The organism is Geoalkalibacter sp., from assembly GCF_030604225.1.
Taxonomy (GTDB): Bacteria; Desulfobacterota; Desulfuromonadia; order Desulfuromonadales; family Geoalkalibacteraceae; genus Geoalkalibacter.
Map to the genome: position 1 here is coordinate 1 of NZ_JAUVWH010000055.1, position 19180 is coordinate 19180.

The following is a 19180-nucleotide window of genomic DNA, read 5'->3' on the forward strand; positions in this document are numbered from 1 at the left end:
ATTCTCGAACCGACCTCGGGCAACACCGGCATCGCCCTGGCGATGATCGCCGCGGCCCGCGCCTACCGCATCAAGCTGGTCATGCCGGCCTGCGTGAGCATGGAGCGGCGCCAGATTCTCGAAGCCTTCGGCGCCGAGCTGGTGCTCTCGCCCGCCGAGGAGGGCACCGACGGCGCCATCCGCCTCGCCCACCGGATTCTCGCCGAGGATCCCGAGCGCTACTACATGCCCAACCAGTACGCCAATCCCAACAACGTGCTGGCCCACTACGAAACCACCGGGCCGGAGATCTGGCGGCAGACCGGCGGGGCCGTGGATGTGTTCGTCGCGGGGATGGGCACCTCGGGCACGCTCATGGGCACCGGACGCTTCCTGCACGAGCATAAGGCCAAGGCGCGCATCGTCGGGGTCGAACCCATGCTCGGCCACAAGGTGCAGGGCCTCAAGAACATGCGCGAAGCCATCGTGCCCGAGATTTACGACGAAGGGCGTCTCGACCGCAAAATCAACGTGGAGGACGAGGACGCCTTTGAGATGGCCCGGCAGCTGGCCCTCAAGGAAGGCATCCTGGCCGGGATGTCGGGCGGCGCGGCGGTGGTCGGCGCCCTGCGCGCGGCCGCCGACCTGGAGGCCGGCACCATCGTGACCCTGCTGCCCGATCGCGGCGATCGCTATCTGAGCACCACCCTGTTTCGTCCGCGCTGCGCGAAGTGCCTGCCCTGAGCGCCCGGCGAACCCGCGGAGGCCGACCCATGGAACTGCCCGAACTGCTGCGCAAGAGCGCGGAAAAGGAATTCGCCCGCTACTGCGAAGGCAAGGTTCCACCTTGTTTTCGCAACGAGGTGCGGGTGAGTTTCCGCATCGACGGGGACAGTGTCACGCTGTTCGAGGAACGCATCACCCTGTCCAACCCTTCCGGCTGGAGCGGACGCCGCATCGCCCAGTTTCGCTACCAGCCCGACCTCAACCAGTGGTCCCTGCATTACCCCGTGGCCCGCGATGCCTGGAGTCTCTACCTCAACGCCGGCCCCACCTTGAATCTCAAACGCCTCCTGCAAGCCCTCGACGACGACCCCTTTCATTCCTTCTGGCAGTAATTTCCCGGCTATACTTGCAAGGAAGCCATGCCGCCCGGGGCTTGGCCGGGCCGGGTCGCGCTCCCGGCGGTCCCGATCCGGGGAGCGCCGGACGCTGTGGCCCAGAATTCGCGCCGCGTCGAGGAGAAGGCCGTGTCTGGAGTGTCGCCGGATCGCGCCGAGGTGGTGTTTCACGCCGAGGGCCTGACCAAGATCTATCCCATGGGCGAGGTGGAGGTGGCCGCCCTGCGCGGGGTCGATCTGGATCTGTATCGCGGCGAATTCGTCGTGCTGCTGGGGCCCTCGGGCAGCGGCAAGTCGACCCTGCTCAACATTCTCGGCGGCCTCGATGCTCCCACGGCGGGACGGGTGCTCTGCGGCGGCCGTGACCTGGTCCGGGCCGGCGAGGCTGAGTTGACGGAATTCCGGCGGCATGCCGTGGGCTTTGTTTTTCAGTTCTACAATCTGATTCCGAGCCTCACGGCGCGGGAAAATGTCGCCATCGTCACCGACATCGCCCGTCATCCCATGACGCCGGAGGAGGCCCTGGCGCTGGTGGGGCTGGGCGAGCGCCTCGATCATTTTCCCGCGCAGCTCTCCGGCGGCGAGCAGCAGCGCGTGGCCATCGCCCGCGCCATCGCCAAGCGTCCCGAGGTGCTGCTCTGCGATGAACCCACCGGGGCGCTGGATTCGCGCACCGGCGTGGTGGTGCTGGAGGTGCTCGAGCGCATCAATGCCGAGCTGGGCACCACCACCGTGGTCATCACCCACAACGCCGACATCGCCCGCATGGCCCATCGCATAATTCACCTGAGCGACGGGCGCATCGGCAAAATCGAGCGCAACGCCGAGCGCTGTCCGGCGCGGGAGCTGCACTGGTGAGGGCGCTGCAGCGCAAACTGTGGCGCGAGCTCTGGCAGTTGCGCAGCCAGGCCCTGGCCATCGCCGTGGTGATCGCCGGCGGCGTGGCGACCCTGGTGATGTCCCTGGCGACCCTCGATGCCCTGCGCGCCGGCCGCGATGCCTATTACCGCGACTACCGTTTTGCCGAGGTGTTCGCCAGCCTCAAGCGCGCCCCGCGGGATCTGCTCCCGCGGGTGGCGGCCCTTGGCGGGGTGCGGGAGGTGGAAAGCCGCGTGGTGGCCGCGGCGCGCCTGGAGGTGGAGGGTTTCGGCGATCCGGCGACCGCGTTGCTGACGTCTCTGCCCGATGGTCGCAACGCCGAGCTCAACCGGCTGTTTCTGCGTCTGGGGCGGCTGCCCGAGGCGGGGCGCGACGCCGAGGCGGTGATTTCGGAGCCCTTCGCCGAGGCCCACGGCCTGCGCCCCGGCGATGCCCTGACGGCGGTCATCAACGGCCGACGCCAGGAACTGCGCATCGTCGGCATTGGGTTGAGCCCCGAGCATGTTTATCAGCTCAAGCCCGGCGATCTCTTTCCCGATCCGTTGCGCTACGCCCTGGTGTGGATGAACCGCGCGCCCCTGGAGGCGGCCTTGGACATGGAGGGCGCCTTCAACAGCCTGGTGCTGACCCTGGAGCCCGACGCCCGGCAAGGCGAGGTGCTCGCCGCCCTTGACCGCCTGCTGACGCCCTACGGCAGCACCGGCGCCATCGGCCGCGCCGATCAGACCTCCCACAACTACCTGGAGGCCGAATTCGCCCAACTGGCCACCATGGCGCGGGTGTTTCCCGTGATTTTTCTCGGCGTGGCGGCGTTTTTGCTGCATGTGGTCACGGCGCGTCTCATCGCCACCCAGCGCGACCAGATCGCGATCCTCAAGGCCTTTGGTTACGGCAATCCGGCGGTGGGGGGACATTACGCGCAACTGGTGCTGTGGATGACGGCCGGCGGGCTGCTCTTGGGGATCGGCGGCGGGTATGTCTTCGGCCAGGCCCTGACGCGGCTCTACATGGATTATTTTCGCTTCCCCCTGCTCGATTTTCGCCTTGGGCCCCGCGAGCTGGCGATCGCCGCCCTGGTGACCCTGGGCGCGGCGCTGCTCGGCACCCTGGGCGCGGTGCGCCGCGCGGTGTGCCTGCCGCCCGCCGAAGCCATGCGCCCCGAACCGCCCGCCCATTTTCGGCCCACCCTGGTCGAGCGTTTCGGGCTGCAACCCTATCTGAGCCAGCCGCTGCGCATGATTCTGCGCGAATTCGAGCGGCGGCCGCTCAAGGCCCTGCTCTCGGTGGTCGGCATCGCCCTGTCCTGCGCGATCCTGACCGTCGGCACCTTTCAGCAAGGCGCGGTGACATACATGCTGGCGGTGCAGTTTACCCTCGCGCAGCGTTATGATTTGGCGGTCAGCTTCGTCGAGCCCACCTCGCGTCGCGTCCTGCACGAGTTGGCGGCGCTGCCGGGCGTGCGTCAGGTGGAGCCGCTGCGCAGCGCCGCCGTCGAGGTGCGTCACGGCCATCGCCGCTTTCGCACCAGCCTGCAGGGAATCCTGCCCGACGGCGATCTGCAGCGGGTGCTCGACGCGCGGCTGCAAGTGCTCGCGCCGCCCCGGCAGGGGGTGGTGCTGACGGATTTTCTCGCCGAGATTCTCGCCGTCGAGCCCGGCGGGCGCATTCAGGTGGAGATCCTGGAGGGGCGTCGGCGCAGCCTTGAGCTGTGGGTGGAAGGGTTGGTCAGCGAATACGTGGGCGTGGCCGCCTACATGGATCTGGAGACCCTGGATCGCCTGCTCGGCGAGGGCCAGGCCCTCTCCGGCGCGCTGCTCGCCCTGGAGCCGGGGGCGCGTGACGGAGTGGTCGCGAGGCTGCGGGAGAGTCCGCGCGTGGCGGCCATCGGCGACCGCCTGGCCGCCATGCGCAGTTTTTACGAAACTCTTGACCGGACGGTGCTGGTGTTCAGCTTCATCAGCACCCTGCTCGCCGCGAGCATCGCCTTCGGGGTGGTCTACAACAGCGCGCGCATCGCCCTTTCCGAGCGTAGCCGCGAACTGGCGAGCCTGCGGGTGCTGGGCCTGCGGCGCGGCGAGGTGAGTGCCATCCTGCTGGGGGAACTGACCCTGCTCACCCTCGCCGGCATTCCCCTGGGATTCGTCGTCGGGCGCTTTTTGTGCTGGTATCTGACCCTCGGCATGCGCTCGGATTTCTATCGCGTGCCCCTGGTGCTGGAGCCCGCGACCTATGCCTTCGCCGCCCTGGTGGTGGCGGCCTCGGCGGTGGTTTCCGGGTTGATCGTGCACCGGCGGCTGCAGCACCTCGATCTGGTGGCGGTGCTCAAGACCCGCGAGTGAGAACCGCGGACAGCTGTAGGCCGGCAGGCAGCCGCGACGTTTCGCGCGGCCGGCGGGCAGCGCGGAGGAAGGGTCGCGAAGGACGAAGGTAAAGAGGAAGGAGTCATGGGCTTGCGTCGTTATGTGGTTTATGGATTGCTCGTGGCCGGCGTTGCCCTGCTGCTGTTTCTCGGATTTCGGCCGCAGCCGTTGCTGGTCGATACGGAGGCGGTGAGCCGCGGCCCCATGGCGCGCACCATCGAGGAGGAAGGGCGCACCCGCGTCATGCATGCTTATCGGGTGTCCGCGCCCCTGGCCGGGCAGGTGCGGCGCATCGCCCTGGAGCCGGGCGACCCGGTGGAAGCCGGGCAGATCGTCGCGGTGCTCGATGCCCAGGCGGCGCCGGTGCTCGACGTGCGCACCATCAAGGCGGCCGAGGCGCGGGTGGAGGCCGCGACCGCGGCGTTGGAGGCGGCGCGGCGCGAAGGAGAAGCGGCGCTGGCCGCCGCCTTGTTCGCCGAGGCGGAGCATGGGCGCATGCGCACCCTGGGTGAGCAGCGGTTGGTGGCGCTCAACGAGGTCGAGGCCGCCGCGGCAAACGCCGCCGCGGCACAAGCTCTGCGGCGGGCGGCCGAGGCGCGCGTGGCCGGTGCCCGCCATGAACTGGCCGCCGCGCGCACCGCCCTGGCCTTCAGCGGCGGCCAGGATCCGGCGGCGAGCGGCGTGGTCGCGCTTGCGGCCCCGGTTTCCGGCCGGGTGCTGCGGCGCTTCTTTGAGAGCGCGCGGGTGGTGGCGGCGGGCGAACCCATTCTGGATATCGGCGACCCCGCCCTGCTGGAAGTCGAGGTGGATGTCTTGTCCGCCGATGCCGTGCGCATCGCGCCGGGCATGAAAGTCCTGTTCGAGCGCTGGGGCGAGGCCGAGCCCCTGGAGGGCCGCGTGCGGCGCGTGGAGCCGGGCGGCTTCACCAAGGTGTCCGCCCTGGGCGTGGAGGAGCAGCGGGTTTTGGTCATCGCCGATTTCATTGCGCCGGCGCAGCGCTGGGCGCGCCTCGGTGACGCTTACCGGGTCAATGCCCGCTTCATCCTCTGGGAGACGCAGGAGACCCTGCGGGTGCCCCTCAGCGCCCTGTTTCGCCACGGCGAGGGCTGGGCGCTGTTTGTCGTCGAGGAAAGCCGCGCGCGGCTGCGCGAGGTGGAGGTCGGTGAGCGCGGCGGGCGCTTCGCCGAGGTGCGCGAGGGGGTTGCGTCCGGCGCGCGGGTCATTCTGCATCCCGACCGGCAGTTGGAGGACGGTCGGCGGGTGCGCCCCCGTCCGGGCCGCGATGGCATCGCAGCGCGATAGGGCCTGGTATACTGATGTTCATGTCTGTTTTTCTGCGATCGATCCTTCTGCTGCTGGTGGTGACCCTCATGCTCGCCTGCTCGCCGCGCCGCGGCTATGAAGCCTTGTTGCTGCTCGGCGATGTGGCTTCCGGGGACGGACCGAGCCGCCTCAAGGCCGCAAGCCTCGAACCCGAGCGCTTAAAGTTGCGCTTTCCCATTTCCGGCGGTTTCATCGGCGGCGATCTCTACCTGCCGGGCAGCGCTCCCGCCGCCGGTATCCTGCTGGTGCCCGGCGCCGCCGAGGCGGGCAAGGACGATCCGCGTCTCATGGCCTTCGCCCGCTCCCTGGCGCGGGCGCGCTTCGTCGTGCTGGTGCCCGATCTGGAAAGCATCCGCCTGCTGGAAGTGCGCGGGGAAAACGCCGACGAGATCGCGGCGGCCTTTCGCTGGTTTCGCGGTCGCTCCGATCTGGTGCCGCACGAGCGCTTCGGCATGATGGCCTTCAGCTACGCCGTGGGGCCGACCCTCATCGCCGCCATGCAGCCGGCGCCGGCCGAGGAGGTCGATTTTGTCGTGGGCGTCGGCGGCTATTACGACCTGCGCGCGGTGATGACCTTTTTCACCACGGGCTGGTTTCGCGATGGTGATGCCTGGCGTCAGCGCGCGCCCAATCTCTACGGGAAATGGGTGTTCATCGAAGGCAATCTGCATCGCCTTGCCGAACCCGGCGACCGCACCCGCCTGGCCGCCATGGCGCAGCGGCGCAAGGCCGATCCGGCCGCGCCCATCGAGGATCTGGCCGCGGGCCTCACGGCCGAGGGCGCGGCGCTCTATCGCTTCATCGTCAACACCGACCGCGAGCGGGCGCCGGAGTTGATCGACGGCCTGCCCGAATTCCTGCGGCGGGAGATCGCGGCCCTCGATCTGGCCGACAAGGATCTGGGCCGGCTGCGCGCCCGGTTGATCCTGGTGCACGGCCTCGACGATCCCATCATCCCCTACACGGAAAGCCGCAATCTCAAGGCGGCCCTGCGTCCCGACCAGGCCGAGCTGTTTCTGGTGCGCGGCCTCATGCACGTCGATGTGACGCCGGGGTTGGTGGGCTCCTGGCGCATGTGGCGCGCGGTGGTGACCCTGCTCCGGGAAAGGGACGCTGGGGCTTGATCGAAGGCGATTTTCCCGTTTGACAGCATCCCCGCCCCTGGGATATTTTTTGCTCCGCACGCGGCCTGCCCGTCGCCGCGTGACGACAGAACTCAGGTGCGCGAATCCTCGATGAACCCTTGGTCCAATCCCTCTCCCTGGTTGCTTGCCGGTGCCGTCGTGGCGCCGGGCCTGGTCGCGCTCTCCACTTGGGGCCTGGTGACCCGCTGGCGGCGGCGGCGCTTCAGGCGCTTTTTCCAGATTCTCTGGGATCGCAAGTTGCGGCCCCATTGTCCCCGTTGCCGACATCTGCTCGGCGACTGGCAAATGCGCGAGGGGCTCAAGTTCGAACGCCAGGGCGATCAGCTGGAGCGCATTCCCATCCGGTTCGGCGCTTTTTTTTGCGCCACCTGCGCCAAGCCGGTGCGCCTGATCGATGAGGACGGCTTCGAGATGACCCATGAGCAGGCCCTGGAACGCCTGCGCGAGCCCACTGTGCATTCCTGAGCTGTCGCGAATCCTTCCGCTGTGCTATAGTCCCCCGCTATGCCAAAAATTCGCTATTACATCAGCGGCCATGGCCTGGGCCATGCCAGCCGCTCCTGCCAGATCATCAACACCCTGCGGCGGCGCCATGCCGAGGTGGCCGTCGAGGTGGTGTCCGACGCCCATCCCTGGTTTTTCGCGGGCTTTCTCGACGCGAGCGTGCCGGTGCGGGCGCGGCGGCTGGATATCGGTGTTCTGCAGCGCGACAGCCTGCATATGGACGAAGGCGCCACCCTGCGCGCTTATCGCCGGCTGCTCGCGGAGCGCGAGGCGCTGCTCGCCGAGGAGACGGCGTCCCTGCGCGCGGCGGGCGTCACCCTGGTGGTCGCCGACATCGCGCCCCTCGCCTTCGCCGTCGCGGCAGCCGCGGGCATCGCGGGGGTGGGCGTCGCCAATTTTACCTGGGACTGGATCTACGAGGATCTAATCGCACGGCACGGCGACTTCGCCGATGTCCTGGCCGCGGTGCGCGACGACTACCGCCGGGCCACAGCCTTTCTGCGGCTGCCCTTTGCCGGGACCTTTCCCGCCGGGGTTCCCTGCGCGGATCTGCCCCTGGTGGCGCGCCGCGCTCAACGCAGCGCCGAGGAAGTGCGCCGCTATCTGGGCGTCGCCCCGGATCGGCGGCTGGCGCTGATTTCCTTCGGCGGCTTTGGTCTGGCCGATTTTGATTTTTCCGCCCTCGCGCGGTTGCGCGACTGGGTGTTCGTCACCGAGGCGGGGCTCGCGGCGCCGGGGGACAACCTCATTTGTCTCGCGCCCGGCGCCCTGGCCTATCCGAGCCTGGTGGGGGCGGCCGACGTGGTGGTGACCAAGCCCGGTTACGGCATCGTCTCCGAAGCCATCGCCAACGACACGGCCGTGCTTTACACCTCGCGCGGTGAATTCCGCGAGCAGGCGCTGTTGATTGACGGCCTGCGGCGCTATGCGCGCTCGCGGCCCATCAGCAATGCCAAGCTGTTGAGCGGGGACTGGGGGGAGGATCTGGACGCGCTGCTTCAGGAGCCCGCGCCCGCGGAAACCCTGCCCGGTGATGGCGATCGAGTGGCCGCCGACCAACTGGCGGCTTGGGCCGGCGGCGCACCGGGGCTTTTTTCGGTGAGTCTCCCTGAATGACCGAAGGCGCGACGATGATCGAAATTTTCCCTGAAGAGCAGAATCTGCCGGCTTTCTGCCCCGCGCCGCCCGTCGAGGACCAGCGCGACTATCTGGTCGGCGGGCAGCTGCACGTCTGGGACGGGCCGCTGCAGGAGGTTTTTTCGCCCCTGCCGGTGCGCCGCGGCAACCAACTGCGGCCGCGTCTGTTGGGTCGGGTGCCGCGTCTGGATCTGGCGGCGGCCCTAGACGCCCTCGCCGCCGCGCGCGCGGCGTTCGACGAAGGGCGCGGCCCCTGGCCGACCCTCGGCATCGCCGCTCGTCGCCAGGTTCTGCAGGCGCTGCGCGCGGGCCTGGCCGAGCGGCGCGGCGACATCGTGCCGCTGCTGGTGTGGGAGGTGGGCAAGAGCCTCGCGGAGGCCGAGGGCGAATTCGAGCGCACCCTCAACTATTTCGATGAAACCCTGGCCGATCTCGAACGGCGCCGCGGCGAAGACGCCGTTCCGGTGACCGCCGAAGGCATCGCCGCCCGGCGCGGGCGCGCGCCCCGGGGCGTGGTGCTGTGCCTGGGACCCTTCAACTATCCTCTGAACGAAGCCTTCGCCACCTTGCTGCCGGCCCTGGCCATGGGCAACACGGTGCTGCTCAAACCGCCGAAAATCGGCGTTCTGCTGTTTCGCCCCCTGCTCGGCCTGTTTCGCGAGCTTCTGCCGCCCGGCGTGGTCAATGTCATTTACGGCGAGGGCGAGGAACTGCTGGAGCCGCTGATGGCCACGGGACGCATCGACGTGCTGGCCTTCATCGGCTCGGGCGCGGTGGCCGAGCGCCTGGTGCGCGCCCACCCGCGGCCCCTGCGCCTGACGCCGGTCCTCGGCCTGGGCGCGAAAAACGCCGCCGTGGTGCTGCCGGGCGCCGATCTGGAGCGGGCGGTGCGCGAATGTCTGCTCGGCAGTCTGGCCTTCAACGGGCAGCGCTGCACGGCGCTCAAGATTCTCTTTGTCCATGAATCGCTGCGCGACGCCTTTCTCGACCAGTTTCTCGCCGCCCTGGGCCGCATCCGCCAGGGCATGCCCTGGGACAAGGGGGTGTGGATCACGCCCCTGGCCGAACCCGAGCGTCCCGGCTATTTGCGTGCCCTGCTTGACGACGCTCTGGCGCAGGGGGCGCGCATCCTCAATCCCGGCGGAGGCTCCGCGCTGGGCTCCTTTTTCCGCCCGGCCCTGGTCGCGCCCGTGACCCCGGCCATGCGCCTGTTTCACGAGGAGCAGTTCGGCCCCTTGGTGCCGGTCGTGCCCTTCGCCGACTTCGCGACCATCGACCAATTCCTGCGCGACTCGGATTACGCCCAGCAGATCAGTCTGTTCGGCCGCGACGAAGCCGCACTGGCGCCGCTCATCGACAGCCTGGTCAATCGCGTGGCGCGGGTCAACCTCAACTGCAAATGCCAGCGCGGCCCCGACTGTCTGCCCTTCACCGGGCGCAAGGACTCGGCGGTGGGCACCCTGGCGGTCCGCGAGGCCCTTGACGCCTTTTCCCACCCCGCCCTGGTGGCGATGCGCGACGGCCGCGAGGACCGCGCCCTGCTTAAGTCCCTGAGCACCTCCGGACGTTCAACCTTTCTTGCCCCAGAAGCCGAAGGTTGAGCCAACAACCAATGACAAATGACAAATGACAAAAAACGGCCGGTTCGGAGGATTCCGAACCGGCCGTTTTTTTCAGCGCTGCGCGATGAGCTTACCCACCGCCGTAGGAGTGCAGACCCGAAAGCACCAGGTTGACGCCCAGGTAGCAGAACAGGGTGGCGCCGAAGCCGATGATGGACAGCCAGGCGGCCTTGCGACCGACCCAGCCGCGGGTGAAGCGCGCGTGGAGGAAGGCGGCGTAGATGAACCACACGATAAGGCTCCAGGTTTCCTTGGGATCCCAGCTCCAGTAGGTGCCCCAGGCGTAGTTGGCCCAGGCGGCGCCGGTGACGATGCCCAGGGTCAGCATGGGCCAGCCGATCATGATCGCCTTGTAGTTGATGTCGTCGAGAATCCGGGTGCTGGGGAACATGGACATAATGCCGCCCGCCGGAGTGTTGGCGCCGCCGCTTTTTTCCTCCTTGCCGACCTTGATCAGGTACATGATGGAGGCGCCGCAGGCGATGGCAAACCCGGCGTAGCCGATGAAGCAGGTGATGACGTGGTAGGTCAGCCAGTTGCTCTGCAAGGCGGGCACCAGGGGCTGGATGGACTTGCTGTGGTCGGGCATCATCTGCGCCCAGGCCATGCCGAGCACGGCAAAGGGCATGACGAAGGCGCCCAGGGCGCGCTGCTTGTACTTGATGTCCATGAGCAGGTAGATGAGCAGGATCGACCAGGCGAAGAAGACCACCGACTCGTAGAGGTTGGAGAGGGGCGCGTGGCCGTAGCCGAGGCTCTTCGACTCGTACCAGCGCCAGCCGATGGCCAGGGTGTTGAGGCCGAAGCCGATCCAGGCGGCGATGTTGCCGCCGAGGCCGACGTTCTTGCTCTTGGTGGCGATGAAGGAGATGAACAGAACCATCGCGATGAAGTAGGCGAGGGTCGTGTAGTTGAAAATCTGGTCACTGAACATGGTGTGTTTCCTCCGCAGCGGGAAAAGGGACCGTCAGGAATTGAGTTCCTGCTTGAGGTTTTTCTTGAAATCGTCAAAGTACATTTCGAACGCCGCCTGGTTGCGATGCGCGGCGGCGCCCAGCTTGATGCCGGTCTTGCCGCCGTCGAGGGGTACCAGGGTGATCCAGACGCGGCGATGGGACATGAAGAAGGCGATGATCGAGCCGACCATCATCAGGATGCAGCCGATCCACACGACCCAGACGCCGGGATCCTTGGCCACCTGCAGGCCGGTGTACTGGAGTTGCTGGAAATCATCCAGGGAGAAGATAAAGTCGTCGCCGCGCTGGGCGTCGAACTGGGGGAAGTTTTTGAGCACGGTGAAGGCGCGTACCGGCTCGCCGGGGGGCATTACTTCGATGCGTACCGCCGGCCCGAAGTTCTGGAAGTTCTCGGCGAAGTTGGCGACGCGGAACGGCAGGCCGTTGGCCAGGCGCCCCGGCTGGCCCTGGCGCAGGTTGTAGGTCTGGTTTTGCCCCGTGGCGCGCTCGGTGACGCTGAGCACGAAACTCGGGTCGCCCGCCGGGCCGTAGCTCGACTGGTAGAAGACGATGCCCTTGTACTTGAGGGGATCGTTGACGATGACCTCACGATCCTTTTTCACCTCAACGCCGTTGTCGATGACGGTAATCAGGCTCTTGTAGAGCTTGGGCCGCATGGTGCCCTCGTAGTAGGTGACGGAGAACTTGTCGCAGCGTACCGTGAAGCCCAGGTCGATGGGCGTGGGCTGGCTGCCGCCGCGCTTCCACACGCGACTGGTTTCGGTGCCCTCGACGATATTGACGTAGGCCTTGTAGCCGAACACATTGCCGATGATGGCGCCGATGAAAACGATCAGAATCGAGGCGTGGGTGACATAGACCCCAAAGCGTGCCCAGGCCATCTTTTCGGCGTAGAAATGCACCTTGCCGTCGGCTTCGGTGACGCGGGCGGGAGCGAAGTTGGTTTTGAGATACTCGGCGATCTTGCCCCTGAGGCTCTCGGGGCTCTGCTTGCTGACCATCTCCTCCATGTTGGAGAGGGTGCGGTAGAGACCGTCGTCGGGCGCCAGCACCGGATTGCGCACTGTCTTCCACACCCGCGGCAAGCGCTTGATGGAGCAGGCGATGAGGTTGACGGCGAACAGCGCCAGCAGGCCGAGAAACCACCAGGAATGGTACATGTCGAAAAAGCCGAGCTTTTCGAAGATGCGATAGGTGTTCTCGCCGTAGACGCGCAGATATTCCTCGGGGGAGCGGCCTTGCTGGATGACGGTGCCGATCACCGAGGTCGCCGCCAGCATGATGAGGGTGAAGAGGGTCAGCTTGAGGGAGCAGCAGAAGTCCCAGAGGGCGTCCAGAAATGAGCGCTTATTGGTAGTCAAGATTGTCTTCTCCGGAAATAAATGGACAGGGAACAAGAACAGACGCGGCAACTGGCCGCCCCCAGGGGAGAGATGACAGGGCCGATGCGGCGGACTGTTCGGAAAGACGCGATCGCGGGGGCAAGTCTCAATTCAGCAGCACCACGGTGCGCAAGGAGGCGAGACGCGCATCGGGCAGGGGCGGGAAGGGATGAATGCGGCTGCCGGCGCCGTGATTCGCGAAACTCGGGCGGGGCAGGAAGGCGGTATGAAACACGCTGGTGTTCTTGCCGTCGGGGCAAGGCGTGCCGCTGGAGACGGACAGGGGAACCGCCGCGGTTCCCGCGCCCTGACGCGGGTCGTTGCAGGCCGGGCAGAAGGGGTTCGGCAAGCGCTCGGCGATGCTCTGGTAGCTGGTGGAGCCGAGCATGCGCAGGCCGGCATTGGCACAGGGCGAGGGTTCCTCGGGCAGACGCCCCCACACCAGCAGCAGCAGGAAAAAGCCGAAATAAACGGTCAGCGCCCAAGGCGCGCGGTTCTTCAAGAAAAAAACCTCGATGGCAAGGAAAATTCTCGGCGACTATAGACCAGCCGGGGAAAAATCGCCACCCCCCAATTGGTCCGGCAACGGTCCGTTGCAGGCACAGATGGGCGGAATTATAACCCGGTTGGAAATGTTTTGTCGCCTGTTTTCGGAAAAAATCAACGTATACATGATCCTTGTTTTCATGAAGGGCTGTCGGTATGATGACTTCTTGCCGAGCCCGGGTCCTGCCTAAGTAAAGCAAGCAAGGATGATGCCGACCCGGCCCTGTTCCCTGGATTCAGGAGGATGCGCAACGTGCCAGCCGCTCAGGTTTTTCGCGAGGCCCTCGACAATCTCAACCGTCTGTGGCGCGGCATGGCCGCCCCCTTTTTCGAGGATGACAAGCTGGAACTCGATCCCGCGCTGCCGCCGGAGGATGCGCAGCGGCTGCGTGAACTGATCCGGCAGTGCCTCGCCGCGCGCGGCGGCGAGGTGTCGGCCCTGGGGCGCGCGGCGCGTCTGGGTCGGCTCTATCTGGGGCTCAACCCGACGGGCCGACGGCGCTACCTGGAAATTCTCGCCCATGATTTTCCGGCGGACCGCAAGGGGCTCTGCCAAACGGCTTCGGCCTTGTGCGAAGCGGCCGACGATGCCGCCTACCTGCGCGCCGAGGAGCAGTTGCGCGCCGCCCTGGAATCGCCGCGCCTGCGTCTGCTCGGCAAATTCAACGCCCTGCCCCAGGGGGTCAAGTTTCTCATCGACCTGCGCGCCGATCTGCTCGCATGGGTCGGCGAGGATGCCCGCCTGCAAAGCCTGGATCGGGAGCTGCGGCAGCTGCTGGCCACCTGGTTCGATATCGGCTTTCTCGCCCTGCGCCGCATCACCTGGGAGTCGCCGGCGGCCCTGCTGGAAAAACTCATCGCCTACGAGGCGGTGCACGAAATTCATTCCTGGGAGGATCTGCGCAATCGCCTCGAATCGGACCGGCGCTGCTATGCCTTCTTTCATCCGGCCATGCCCGACGAGCCGCTGATTTTCATCGAGGTGGCCCTGGTCACGGGGATGTCGGCAAGCATTCAGGAACTGCTCGATCCCCAGGCCCCGATCGCCGATCCCCGCGAGGCCGACACCGCCATCTTCTATTCCATCTCCAATGCCCAGCAAGGCTTGCGCGGCATCAGCTTCGGCCACTTTCTCATCAAGCAGGTGGTCGATGACCTGCGCCACGACCTACCCAACCTGAAAAACTTCGCCACCCTTTCGCCCATCCCCGGTTTCGGCGGGTGGTTGGGCAAGCAGCTTGCGCAGGCCGGCGAGGCACCCCTGATCCAGCGACTGCGCACCAGCCTGGAGCAGGCGGCCAAGGTTCTCGAAACCCCGGCCGAACTGGCCGCGGTGCTTGGTGCCGTCGGCTGGTGGGAGGATGAGGCATTGGCGCAGTCCCTACGCGAGCCCCTGGAGGCGCTGTGCCTGCACTATTTCCACGAGCGGCGCGCCGACGGTTTTCCCCTTGATCCCGTGGAGCGCTTTCATCTCGGCAACGGCGCGCGCATCGAGCGGCTCAACTGGCTGGGCGACATCTCGCCCAAGGGCCTGCGTCAAGCCTGCGGCCTGATGGTCAACTATCTCTATGCCCTGGAGGAGATAGAAAAAAACCACGAAGCCTTCGCCGCGGAAAAGCGCATCGTGCTATCGCGCCGTCTGCGCGCGCAGATCGAAGCCCTGGCCGGCGACAAGACCAGTTCCCTGCGCCGTCTGTGGAAGGGACGCGGTTAATCCGCCATCGGCCGTTGGCCCTCTTGCGGGAATGAACGCCACATGCATGGGCTTGTCTTCAATTTCGTCCAAAACCTCAAGCTGCGCTGGAAGATGCTGGTGGTGGTGCTGCCCCTGGTGGTGCTGCCGATTTTCGTGGTCGGCGGGGTGATCGGCTACATCAGCTATCAGCAGGCCTATCGCGGCATTACCCAGGCGAGCAAGGCCGACCTCGACCACATGGCGCGCTTCACCCTGGATCTGCTCGACGCCCACCACAAGCAGTTCCAGGTGTACAAGGAAGACAAGCGCCAGGCGGTGCGCAACGAGCTGCGCACCCTCACCGATCTGGCCTACAGCCTGGTGGAGTCCCACCATCACCAGTACCTGAGCGGCGAGGTGAGCCTGAGCCGGGCGCGCAGCGAAGCGTCGCGCGCCCTCAAGCAGGTGAGCATCGGCCAGAGCGGCTATATCTTCGCCATGACCAGCAAGGGCGAGCTGACCGCCCATCCGGCGCGCGAGGGCGACAACATCTACAATGAGCAGGACCAGGACGGCCGCTATTTCATCCGCACCATGTGCCAAGCCGCCCTGCGCGCCGCGCCCGGGCAGACGCTGTTCATCATCTATCCCTGGCGCAACGAGATGCTCGGCGATCAGGCCTCGCGCCAGAAACTCGCCGCCTACCGCTACTTTCCCGAATGGGACTGGATCATCGCCGCCACCGGCTACCTGGAGGAAACCTACGAGGATCTCGCCTTCGAGCGGCGCTCCTTCGCCGAGCTCAAGCAGAAAATCCAGAGCAAGAAGGTCGGCCACACGGGCTACATCTACTGCATGGATTCCGCCGGCACCCTGCACATCCATCCCGAGGACGAGGGTCGCAACATCGTCGAGCGCACGGATTTCACCGGTAATTTGTTCATCCGCGAGATGATCCGGAGCAAGAATGGCTGGATCCGCTATCCCTGGCGCGGCGCCGACGACCCGCTGCCGCGCATGAAGATCGTGCGCTACCTCTACTTCAAGCCCTGGGACTGGATCGTGGCGGTGGGCTCCTACGAGGATGAGTTCTTCGAGGAGGCCAAGCTCATCAAGACCCGGATCCTCGGCAGCCTGTTCGTCATCACCTTTTTCGTCGGCGCCGTCGCCATTCTCATGGTGTTCGTCGCCGCGCAGGTGCTCACCAATCCCATCCATCACATGATCGAGGTGATCCGCCGCGTCAAGCAGGGCCGCCTCGACGCCAAGATGGAGGTCGACAGCCAGGATGAGCTGGGCGAGCTGGCCGCGACCTTCAACCGCATGACCGAGATCATGAAGCGCAACCAGGAAATGGAGGCGAGCCTGTCCCAGCAGGGCAAGATGGCGTCCCTGGGGGTGCTCTCCTCGGGTGTGGCCCATGAGATCAACAATCCCCTCGGCGTGATCCTGGGCTACGCGGCCTACCTCGAAGGCAAGCTCGATCCCGACGATCCCAAGTTCAAGTACGTGCACGAGATCAAGCGGGAGAGCAAGCGCTGCAAGAAGATCGTCCAGGATCTGCTCAATTACGCGCGCACGCCCAAACCCGCCTTGGAGGAGACGGACCTCAACCAGCTCCTCGACCAGATCGTCGATTTCGCCGCCAACCACACCGACATGCATCAGGTGCGGGTGCACAAGGACTTTGCCGCCCAATTGCCGCCGGTGCGCCTCGACGGCGACCAGATCCGCCAGGTGGCCATCAATCTGATCCTCAACGCCGGCGCCGCCATGCCCGACGGCGGGGAGCTGGTGGTCGGGACCGCCCTGGCCGCCGACGGCTTCGTCGAGCTGCGCTTCGCCGATACGGGCTGCGGCATTCCCCCCGAATACCAGGAAAAGATCTTCGAGCCCTTTTTCACCACCCGGCCGCGAGGCACCGGCCTGGGGCTGGCCATCACCCGCCAGATCATCGAGCTGCACCACGGCGAAATCCGCATCGACAGCGTTCCGGGGCGCGGCACCTGCGTCCTGGTGCGCCTGCCGGTGGGCGAGGACACCGCTCAGGAGGACGAGGCACCATGACGCGAAAACCGAAAATTCTTCTCATCGACGACGAAGAGGGCCTGTGTCGCATGCTTGAGGCGGTGCTGGGCGACGAGGGCTACGCGGTGCGCGCCTTCAACCGCCCGGTGGCGGCCATGGCCGATTTCGCCGCCGGGCGCTACGACCTGGTGATTACCGACATCCGCATGCCGGAGATGACCGGCATCGAGGTGCTGCAGCGGGTCAAGGACAAGGATCCGGGCATCCCGGTGATCATCATCACCGCCCATGCCACCGTCGAGATGTCCATCCAGGCCATGCGCCGCGGCGCCTACGACATGGTCACCAAGCCCTTCGAGCCCGACGAACTGCTGTTCCGCGTGAAAAACGCCCTGCGCCAGACCGAGCTGAGCAGCGAGAACCAGAGCCTGCGCGAGGAGATCGCCGGGCGCTTTCGCTTCGACAACATCATCGGCACCTCGCAGAAGCTGCATGCGGTGCTCGACAAGGTGGAAAAGCTCGCCATCCGCGACACCTCGATCCTCATTACCGGCGAGTCGGGCACCGGCAAGGAACTCATCGCCCAGGCGGTGCACTACAACTCGCCGCGCAAGGATAAGCGTTTCGTCGCCATCAACTGCGGCGCCCTGCCCGAGTCGGTGCTGGAAAGCGAGCTGTTCGGCTACAAGAAGGGCGCCTTCACCGGCGCCGCCGAGGATCGCGAGGGCCTGCTCAAGGCCGCCGACGGCGGCACCCTGTTTCTTGACGAAGTGGGCAATCTGCCCATGAATGTGCAAAAGACCTTGCTGCGCTTTTTGCAGGAGCAGGAATTTCGCCGCATCGGCGACACCGCGCCGACCAAGGTCAATGTGCGCATCCTCTCGGCGACCAACGCCGACTTGCGCGAGGGGGTCAAGCAGGGCGGCTTCCGCGAGGATCTCTACTATCGCCTCAACGTGGTCAACATCCACCTGCCCGCCCTGCGCGAGCGCAAGGCCGACATTCCCCTGCTCATCGACCATTTCATCCACCAGCAGAACGAGAAATTCGCCACCCACATCAAGGGGCTCTCCGCCGAGGCCCTGGAGGCGGCGACTGAGTTTTCCTGGCCGGGCAACGTGCGCCAGCTACGCAACGTCATCGAGGCGGCGGTGGCCATGGAGGACGGCGAGTTCATCACCCTGCCGGTGCTCGCCCAGTTCATTGAGATCGAGGACGCGGGGCCCGTTGAGCGCGCCGACGACAGCGACTACACCAGCGCCCTGGCCGATTTCGAGGTCGGCTACCTCAAGGAACTGCTGCGCAAGACCCAGGGCAACGTCGAGGCCGCGGCGCGGCGCGCGGGCATGAACATGGCCACCATCTACCGCAAGCTCAAGAAGTACGATCTGCGCAAGGACGATTATCTCTGAAACCCGCCTCGCAGATCTGCGAATGGCCGCGCGGCTTTCTTGCAGATCTGCGAATCCCGCGCTTTCGCCGCCTACTTCATCCCCCGTTCAACTTATCTAAATTCCATGGGAATTTCTGTTTTCGCCGAGGCCCGGACGAGATGGAATGTCTCTTGCTGTCTTGCTGGTGAAGGCCGCGGCATGCGAAGGCTTCGGCTCCTTCGACCGGGATGACGGATGGTTTCGCTGGGGAAAGTGGTGTGGGCATGACGGATGAGAACATCTGTCCCTTTTTCGGCGTGAACGAGGACTGGTGCGATGTCGGGTGCGGGTATATCTCCCCCTCCGATGTGCACCAGATCATTCGGCATTGCCGGGCCCACCACGGGGAATGCGGCCGGTATCAGCAGCTGGCCGCGCGCTATCCCGACCAGGCGCCGTCCGCCACCGCGGCGGGCACGGCGCGCGAGGCGGTGCGCCTGGCCGCGCGCCGGGCGGAGGTTCCGCCCGCCGAGGAGCAACAGTTTCCTGCCCTGGCGGCCCGGGGAGGTTCCGTCGTCGCGGCTTTGCCTCTTGCCGCGGGAGAGCGCGTGACGACCGCTTCCCCCGCGCCCCTGGGCTTGCTGGGCTGGGGCATGACCCTGGTTCTGCTTGGCATTCAGCAGGCCGCCCTGCTGCCCCTGGACGCCATGATGATCGCCCTGGGCCTGTTCTACGGCGGACTGGCGCAGATCATCGCCGGGGTTTTGGAATGGCGCCGCCATCATACCTTTGCCGCCACCGCCTTTTGCGCCCTCGGCCTGTTCTGGCTGGCCTTGGTGGGCGTGCTGGCCTTGCCCCGCGCCGGCATCGGCGAACTTCCCTCCACCTTGTCCCTGGCGGCCTTTCTCACCTTGTGGGGATTGTTCAGCGCCGTGCTCTGCGGCGGCTCCCTGCGGTTGGGGCGGCTGCTGCCACTGATTTTCGCCAACTTCAGCCTGTTTTTGTTTCTGCTGGCCCTGAGCGCGGCCGGCGGCGTGCCGGCGCTGGCCAGCCTGGCCGGTTGGCAAGGACTGCTCACCGGGATCCTGGCCCTCTACTCCGGCTGCGCCCAGGTTCTCAACGACGTCTA

The 19180-nt window shown here is 66.3% G+C and carries 16 protein-coding genes; 13 read left to right on the forward strand and 3 right to left on the reverse strand.

Features of this window, described 5'->3' with window-relative positions:
* The 9 genes from QAT43_RS07820 to QAT43_RS07860 all read left to right on the forward strand — a co-directional run.
* Window positions 1-723: PLP-dependent cysteine synthase family protein (locus QAT43_RS07820; protein ID WP_305042497.1), on the forward strand; the 723-nt coding region annotated here is incomplete at its 5' end.
* A 29-nt stretch (window positions 724-752) separates the two neighbouring features.
* Window positions 753-1097, forward strand: coding sequence for a DUF3024 domain-containing protein (locus QAT43_RS07825; RefSeq protein WP_305042498.1), 345 nt, complete (start codon window positions 753-755; stop codon window positions 1095-1097).
* Between the two features lie 201 nt (window positions 1098-1298).
* Window positions 1299-1958 (forward strand): ABC transporter ATP-binding protein, encoded by a 660-nt coding sequence (locus tag QAT43_RS07830; RefSeq protein WP_442900224.1) that lies wholly within the window; start codon window positions 1299-1301, stop codon window positions 1956-1958.
* The gene (locus tag QAT43_RS07835) at window positions 1955-4318 is read left to right on the forward strand and encodes an ABC transporter permease (RefSeq protein WP_305042500.1); all 2364 of its coding nucleotides are present in this window, start codon (window positions 1955-1957) and stop codon (window positions 4316-4318) included. Before QAT43_RS07830 ends, QAT43_RS07835 begins: the two co-directional genes overlap by 4 nt.
* A gap of 105 nt (window positions 4319-4423) precedes the next feature.
* The gene (locus QAT43_RS07840) at window positions 4424-5641 is read left to right on the forward strand and encodes an efflux RND transporter periplasmic adaptor subunit (protein ID WP_305042501.1); all 1218 of its coding nucleotides are present in this window, start codon (window positions 4424-4426) and stop codon (window positions 5639-5641) included.
* Window positions 5642-5661: 20 nt separating this feature from the next.
* On the forward strand, window positions 5662-6786 hold the full coding sequence (locus QAT43_RS07845) for an alpha/beta hydrolase family protein (protein WP_305042502.1): 1125 nt from the start codon (window positions 5662-5664) through the stop codon (window positions 6784-6786).
* 111 nt (window positions 6787-6897) lie between these two features.
* On the forward strand, window positions 6898-7272 hold the full coding sequence (locus QAT43_RS07850) for a hypothetical protein (RefSeq protein ID WP_305042503.1): 375 nt from the start codon (window positions 6898-6900) through the stop codon (window positions 7270-7272).
* Between the two features lie 39 nt (window positions 7273-7311).
* Window positions 7312-8427 carry a hypothetical protein gene (locus QAT43_RS07855; protein WP_305042504.1) on the forward strand — a complete coding sequence of 372 codons (1116 nt, stop codon included), beginning with the start codon at window positions 7312-7314 and terminating at the stop codon, window positions 8425-8427.
* Window positions 8424-10049 carry an aldehyde dehydrogenase family protein gene (locus QAT43_RS07860; RefSeq protein ID WP_442900223.1) on the forward strand — a complete coding sequence of 542 codons (1626 nt, stop codon included), beginning with the start codon at window positions 8424-8426 and terminating at the stop codon, window positions 10047-10049. The genes QAT43_RS07855 and QAT43_RS07860 overlap by 4 nt, the downstream gene beginning before the upstream one ends.
* A gap of 91 nt (window positions 10050-10140) precedes the next feature.
* Here QAT43_RS07860 and ccsB read toward each other — a convergent pair whose 3' ends face one another.
* The 3 genes from ccsB to QAT43_RS07875 form a co-directional block, all read right to left on the reverse strand.
* On the reverse strand, window positions 10141-11004 hold the full coding sequence (gene ccsB / locus QAT43_RS07865; RefSeq protein ID WP_305042506.1) for a c-type cytochrome biogenesis protein CcsB: 864 nt from the start codon (window positions 11002-11004) through the stop codon (window positions 10141-10143).
* 33 nt (window positions 11005-11037) lie between these two features.
* A complete protein-coding gene (gene resB / locus QAT43_RS07870; protein WP_305042507.1) occupies window positions 11038-12408 on the reverse strand; it encodes a cytochrome c biogenesis protein ResB in 1371 nt (456 codons plus the stop codon).
* Window positions 12409-12535: 127 nt separating this feature from the next.
* Window positions 12536-12931, reverse strand: a complete 396-nt coding sequence (locus tag QAT43_RS07875; RefSeq protein ID WP_305042508.1) for a hypothetical protein — start codon at window positions 12929-12931, stop codon at window positions 12536-12538.
* 288 nt (window positions 12932-13219) lie between these two features.
* Here QAT43_RS07875 and QAT43_RS07880 point away from each other — a divergent pair, with 288 nt between their 5' ends.
* The 4 genes from QAT43_RS07880 to QAT43_RS07895 all read left to right on the forward strand — a co-directional run.
* Window positions 13220-14689: a malonyl-CoA decarboxylase gene (locus QAT43_RS07880; RefSeq protein ID WP_305042509.1), complete on the forward strand. Its 1470-nt coding sequence runs from the start codon at window positions 13220-13222 to the stop codon at window positions 14687-14689.
* A gap of 42 nt (window positions 14690-14731) precedes the next feature.
* On the forward strand, window positions 14732-16717 hold the full coding sequence (locus tag QAT43_RS07885) for a cache domain-containing protein (RefSeq protein ID WP_305042510.1): 1986 nt from the start codon (window positions 14732-14734) through the stop codon (window positions 16715-16717).
* Window positions 16714-18090, forward strand: a complete 1377-nt coding sequence (locus QAT43_RS07890) for a sigma-54-dependent transcriptional regulator (RefSeq protein ID WP_305042511.1) — start codon at window positions 16714-16716, stop codon at window positions 18088-18090. Before QAT43_RS07885 ends, QAT43_RS07890 begins: the two co-directional genes overlap by 4 nt.
* Window positions 18091-18335: 245 nt before the next feature.
* Window positions 18336-19180, forward strand: an 845-nt coding sequence (locus QAT43_RS07895) for an acetate uptake transporter (RefSeq protein ID WP_305042512.1), incomplete at its 3' end; no start/stop codon positions are given.

What these genes read in the sequence shown, in the direction of transcription:
- QAT43_RS07825 (WP_305042498.1), top strand. Translation starts at nt 753, where the DNA reads ATGGAACTGCCCGAACTGCTGCGCAAGAGCGCGGAAAAGGAATTCGCC.
- QAT43_RS07830 (WP_442900224.1), top strand. Translation starts at nt 1,299, where the DNA reads ATGGGCGAGGTGGAGGTGGCCGCCCTGCGCGGGGTCGATCTGGATCTG.
- QAT43_RS07840 (WP_305042501.1), top strand. Translation starts at nt 4,424, where the DNA reads ATGGGCTTGCGTCGTTATGTGGTTTATGGATTGCTCGTGGCCGGCGTT.
- QAT43_RS07845 (WP_305042502.1), top strand. Translation starts at nt 5,662, where the DNA reads ATGTCTGTTTTTCTGCGATCGATCCTTCTGCTGCTGGTGGTGACCCTC.
- QAT43_RS07850 (WP_305042503.1), top strand. Translation starts at nt 6,898, where the DNA reads ATGAACCCTTGGTCCAATCCCTCTCCCTGGTTGCTTGCCGGTGCCGTC.
- QAT43_RS07855 (WP_305042504.1), top strand. Translation starts at nt 7,312, where the DNA reads ATGCCAAAAATTCGCTATTACATCAGCGGCCATGGCCTGGGCCATGCC.
- QAT43_RS07860 (WP_442900223.1), top strand. Translation starts at nt 8,424, where the DNA reads ATGACCGAAGGCGCGACGATGATCGAAATTTTCCCTGAAGAGCAGAAT.
- ccsB (WP_305042506.1), bottom strand. Translation starts at nt 11,004, where the DNA reads ATGTTCAGTGACCAGATTTTCAACTACACGACCCTCGCCTACTTCATC.
- QAT43_RS07880 (WP_305042509.1), top strand. Translation starts at nt 13,220, where the DNA reads ATGCGCAACGTGCCAGCCGCTCAGGTTTTTCGCGAGGCCCTCGACAAT.
- QAT43_RS07885 (WP_305042510.1), top strand. Translation starts at nt 14,732, where the DNA reads ATGCATGGGCTTGTCTTCAATTTCGTCCAAAACCTCAAGCTGCGCTGG.
- QAT43_RS07890 (WP_305042511.1), top strand. Translation starts at nt 16,714, where the DNA reads ATGACGCGAAAACCGAAAATTCTTCTCATCGACGACGAAGAGGGCCTG.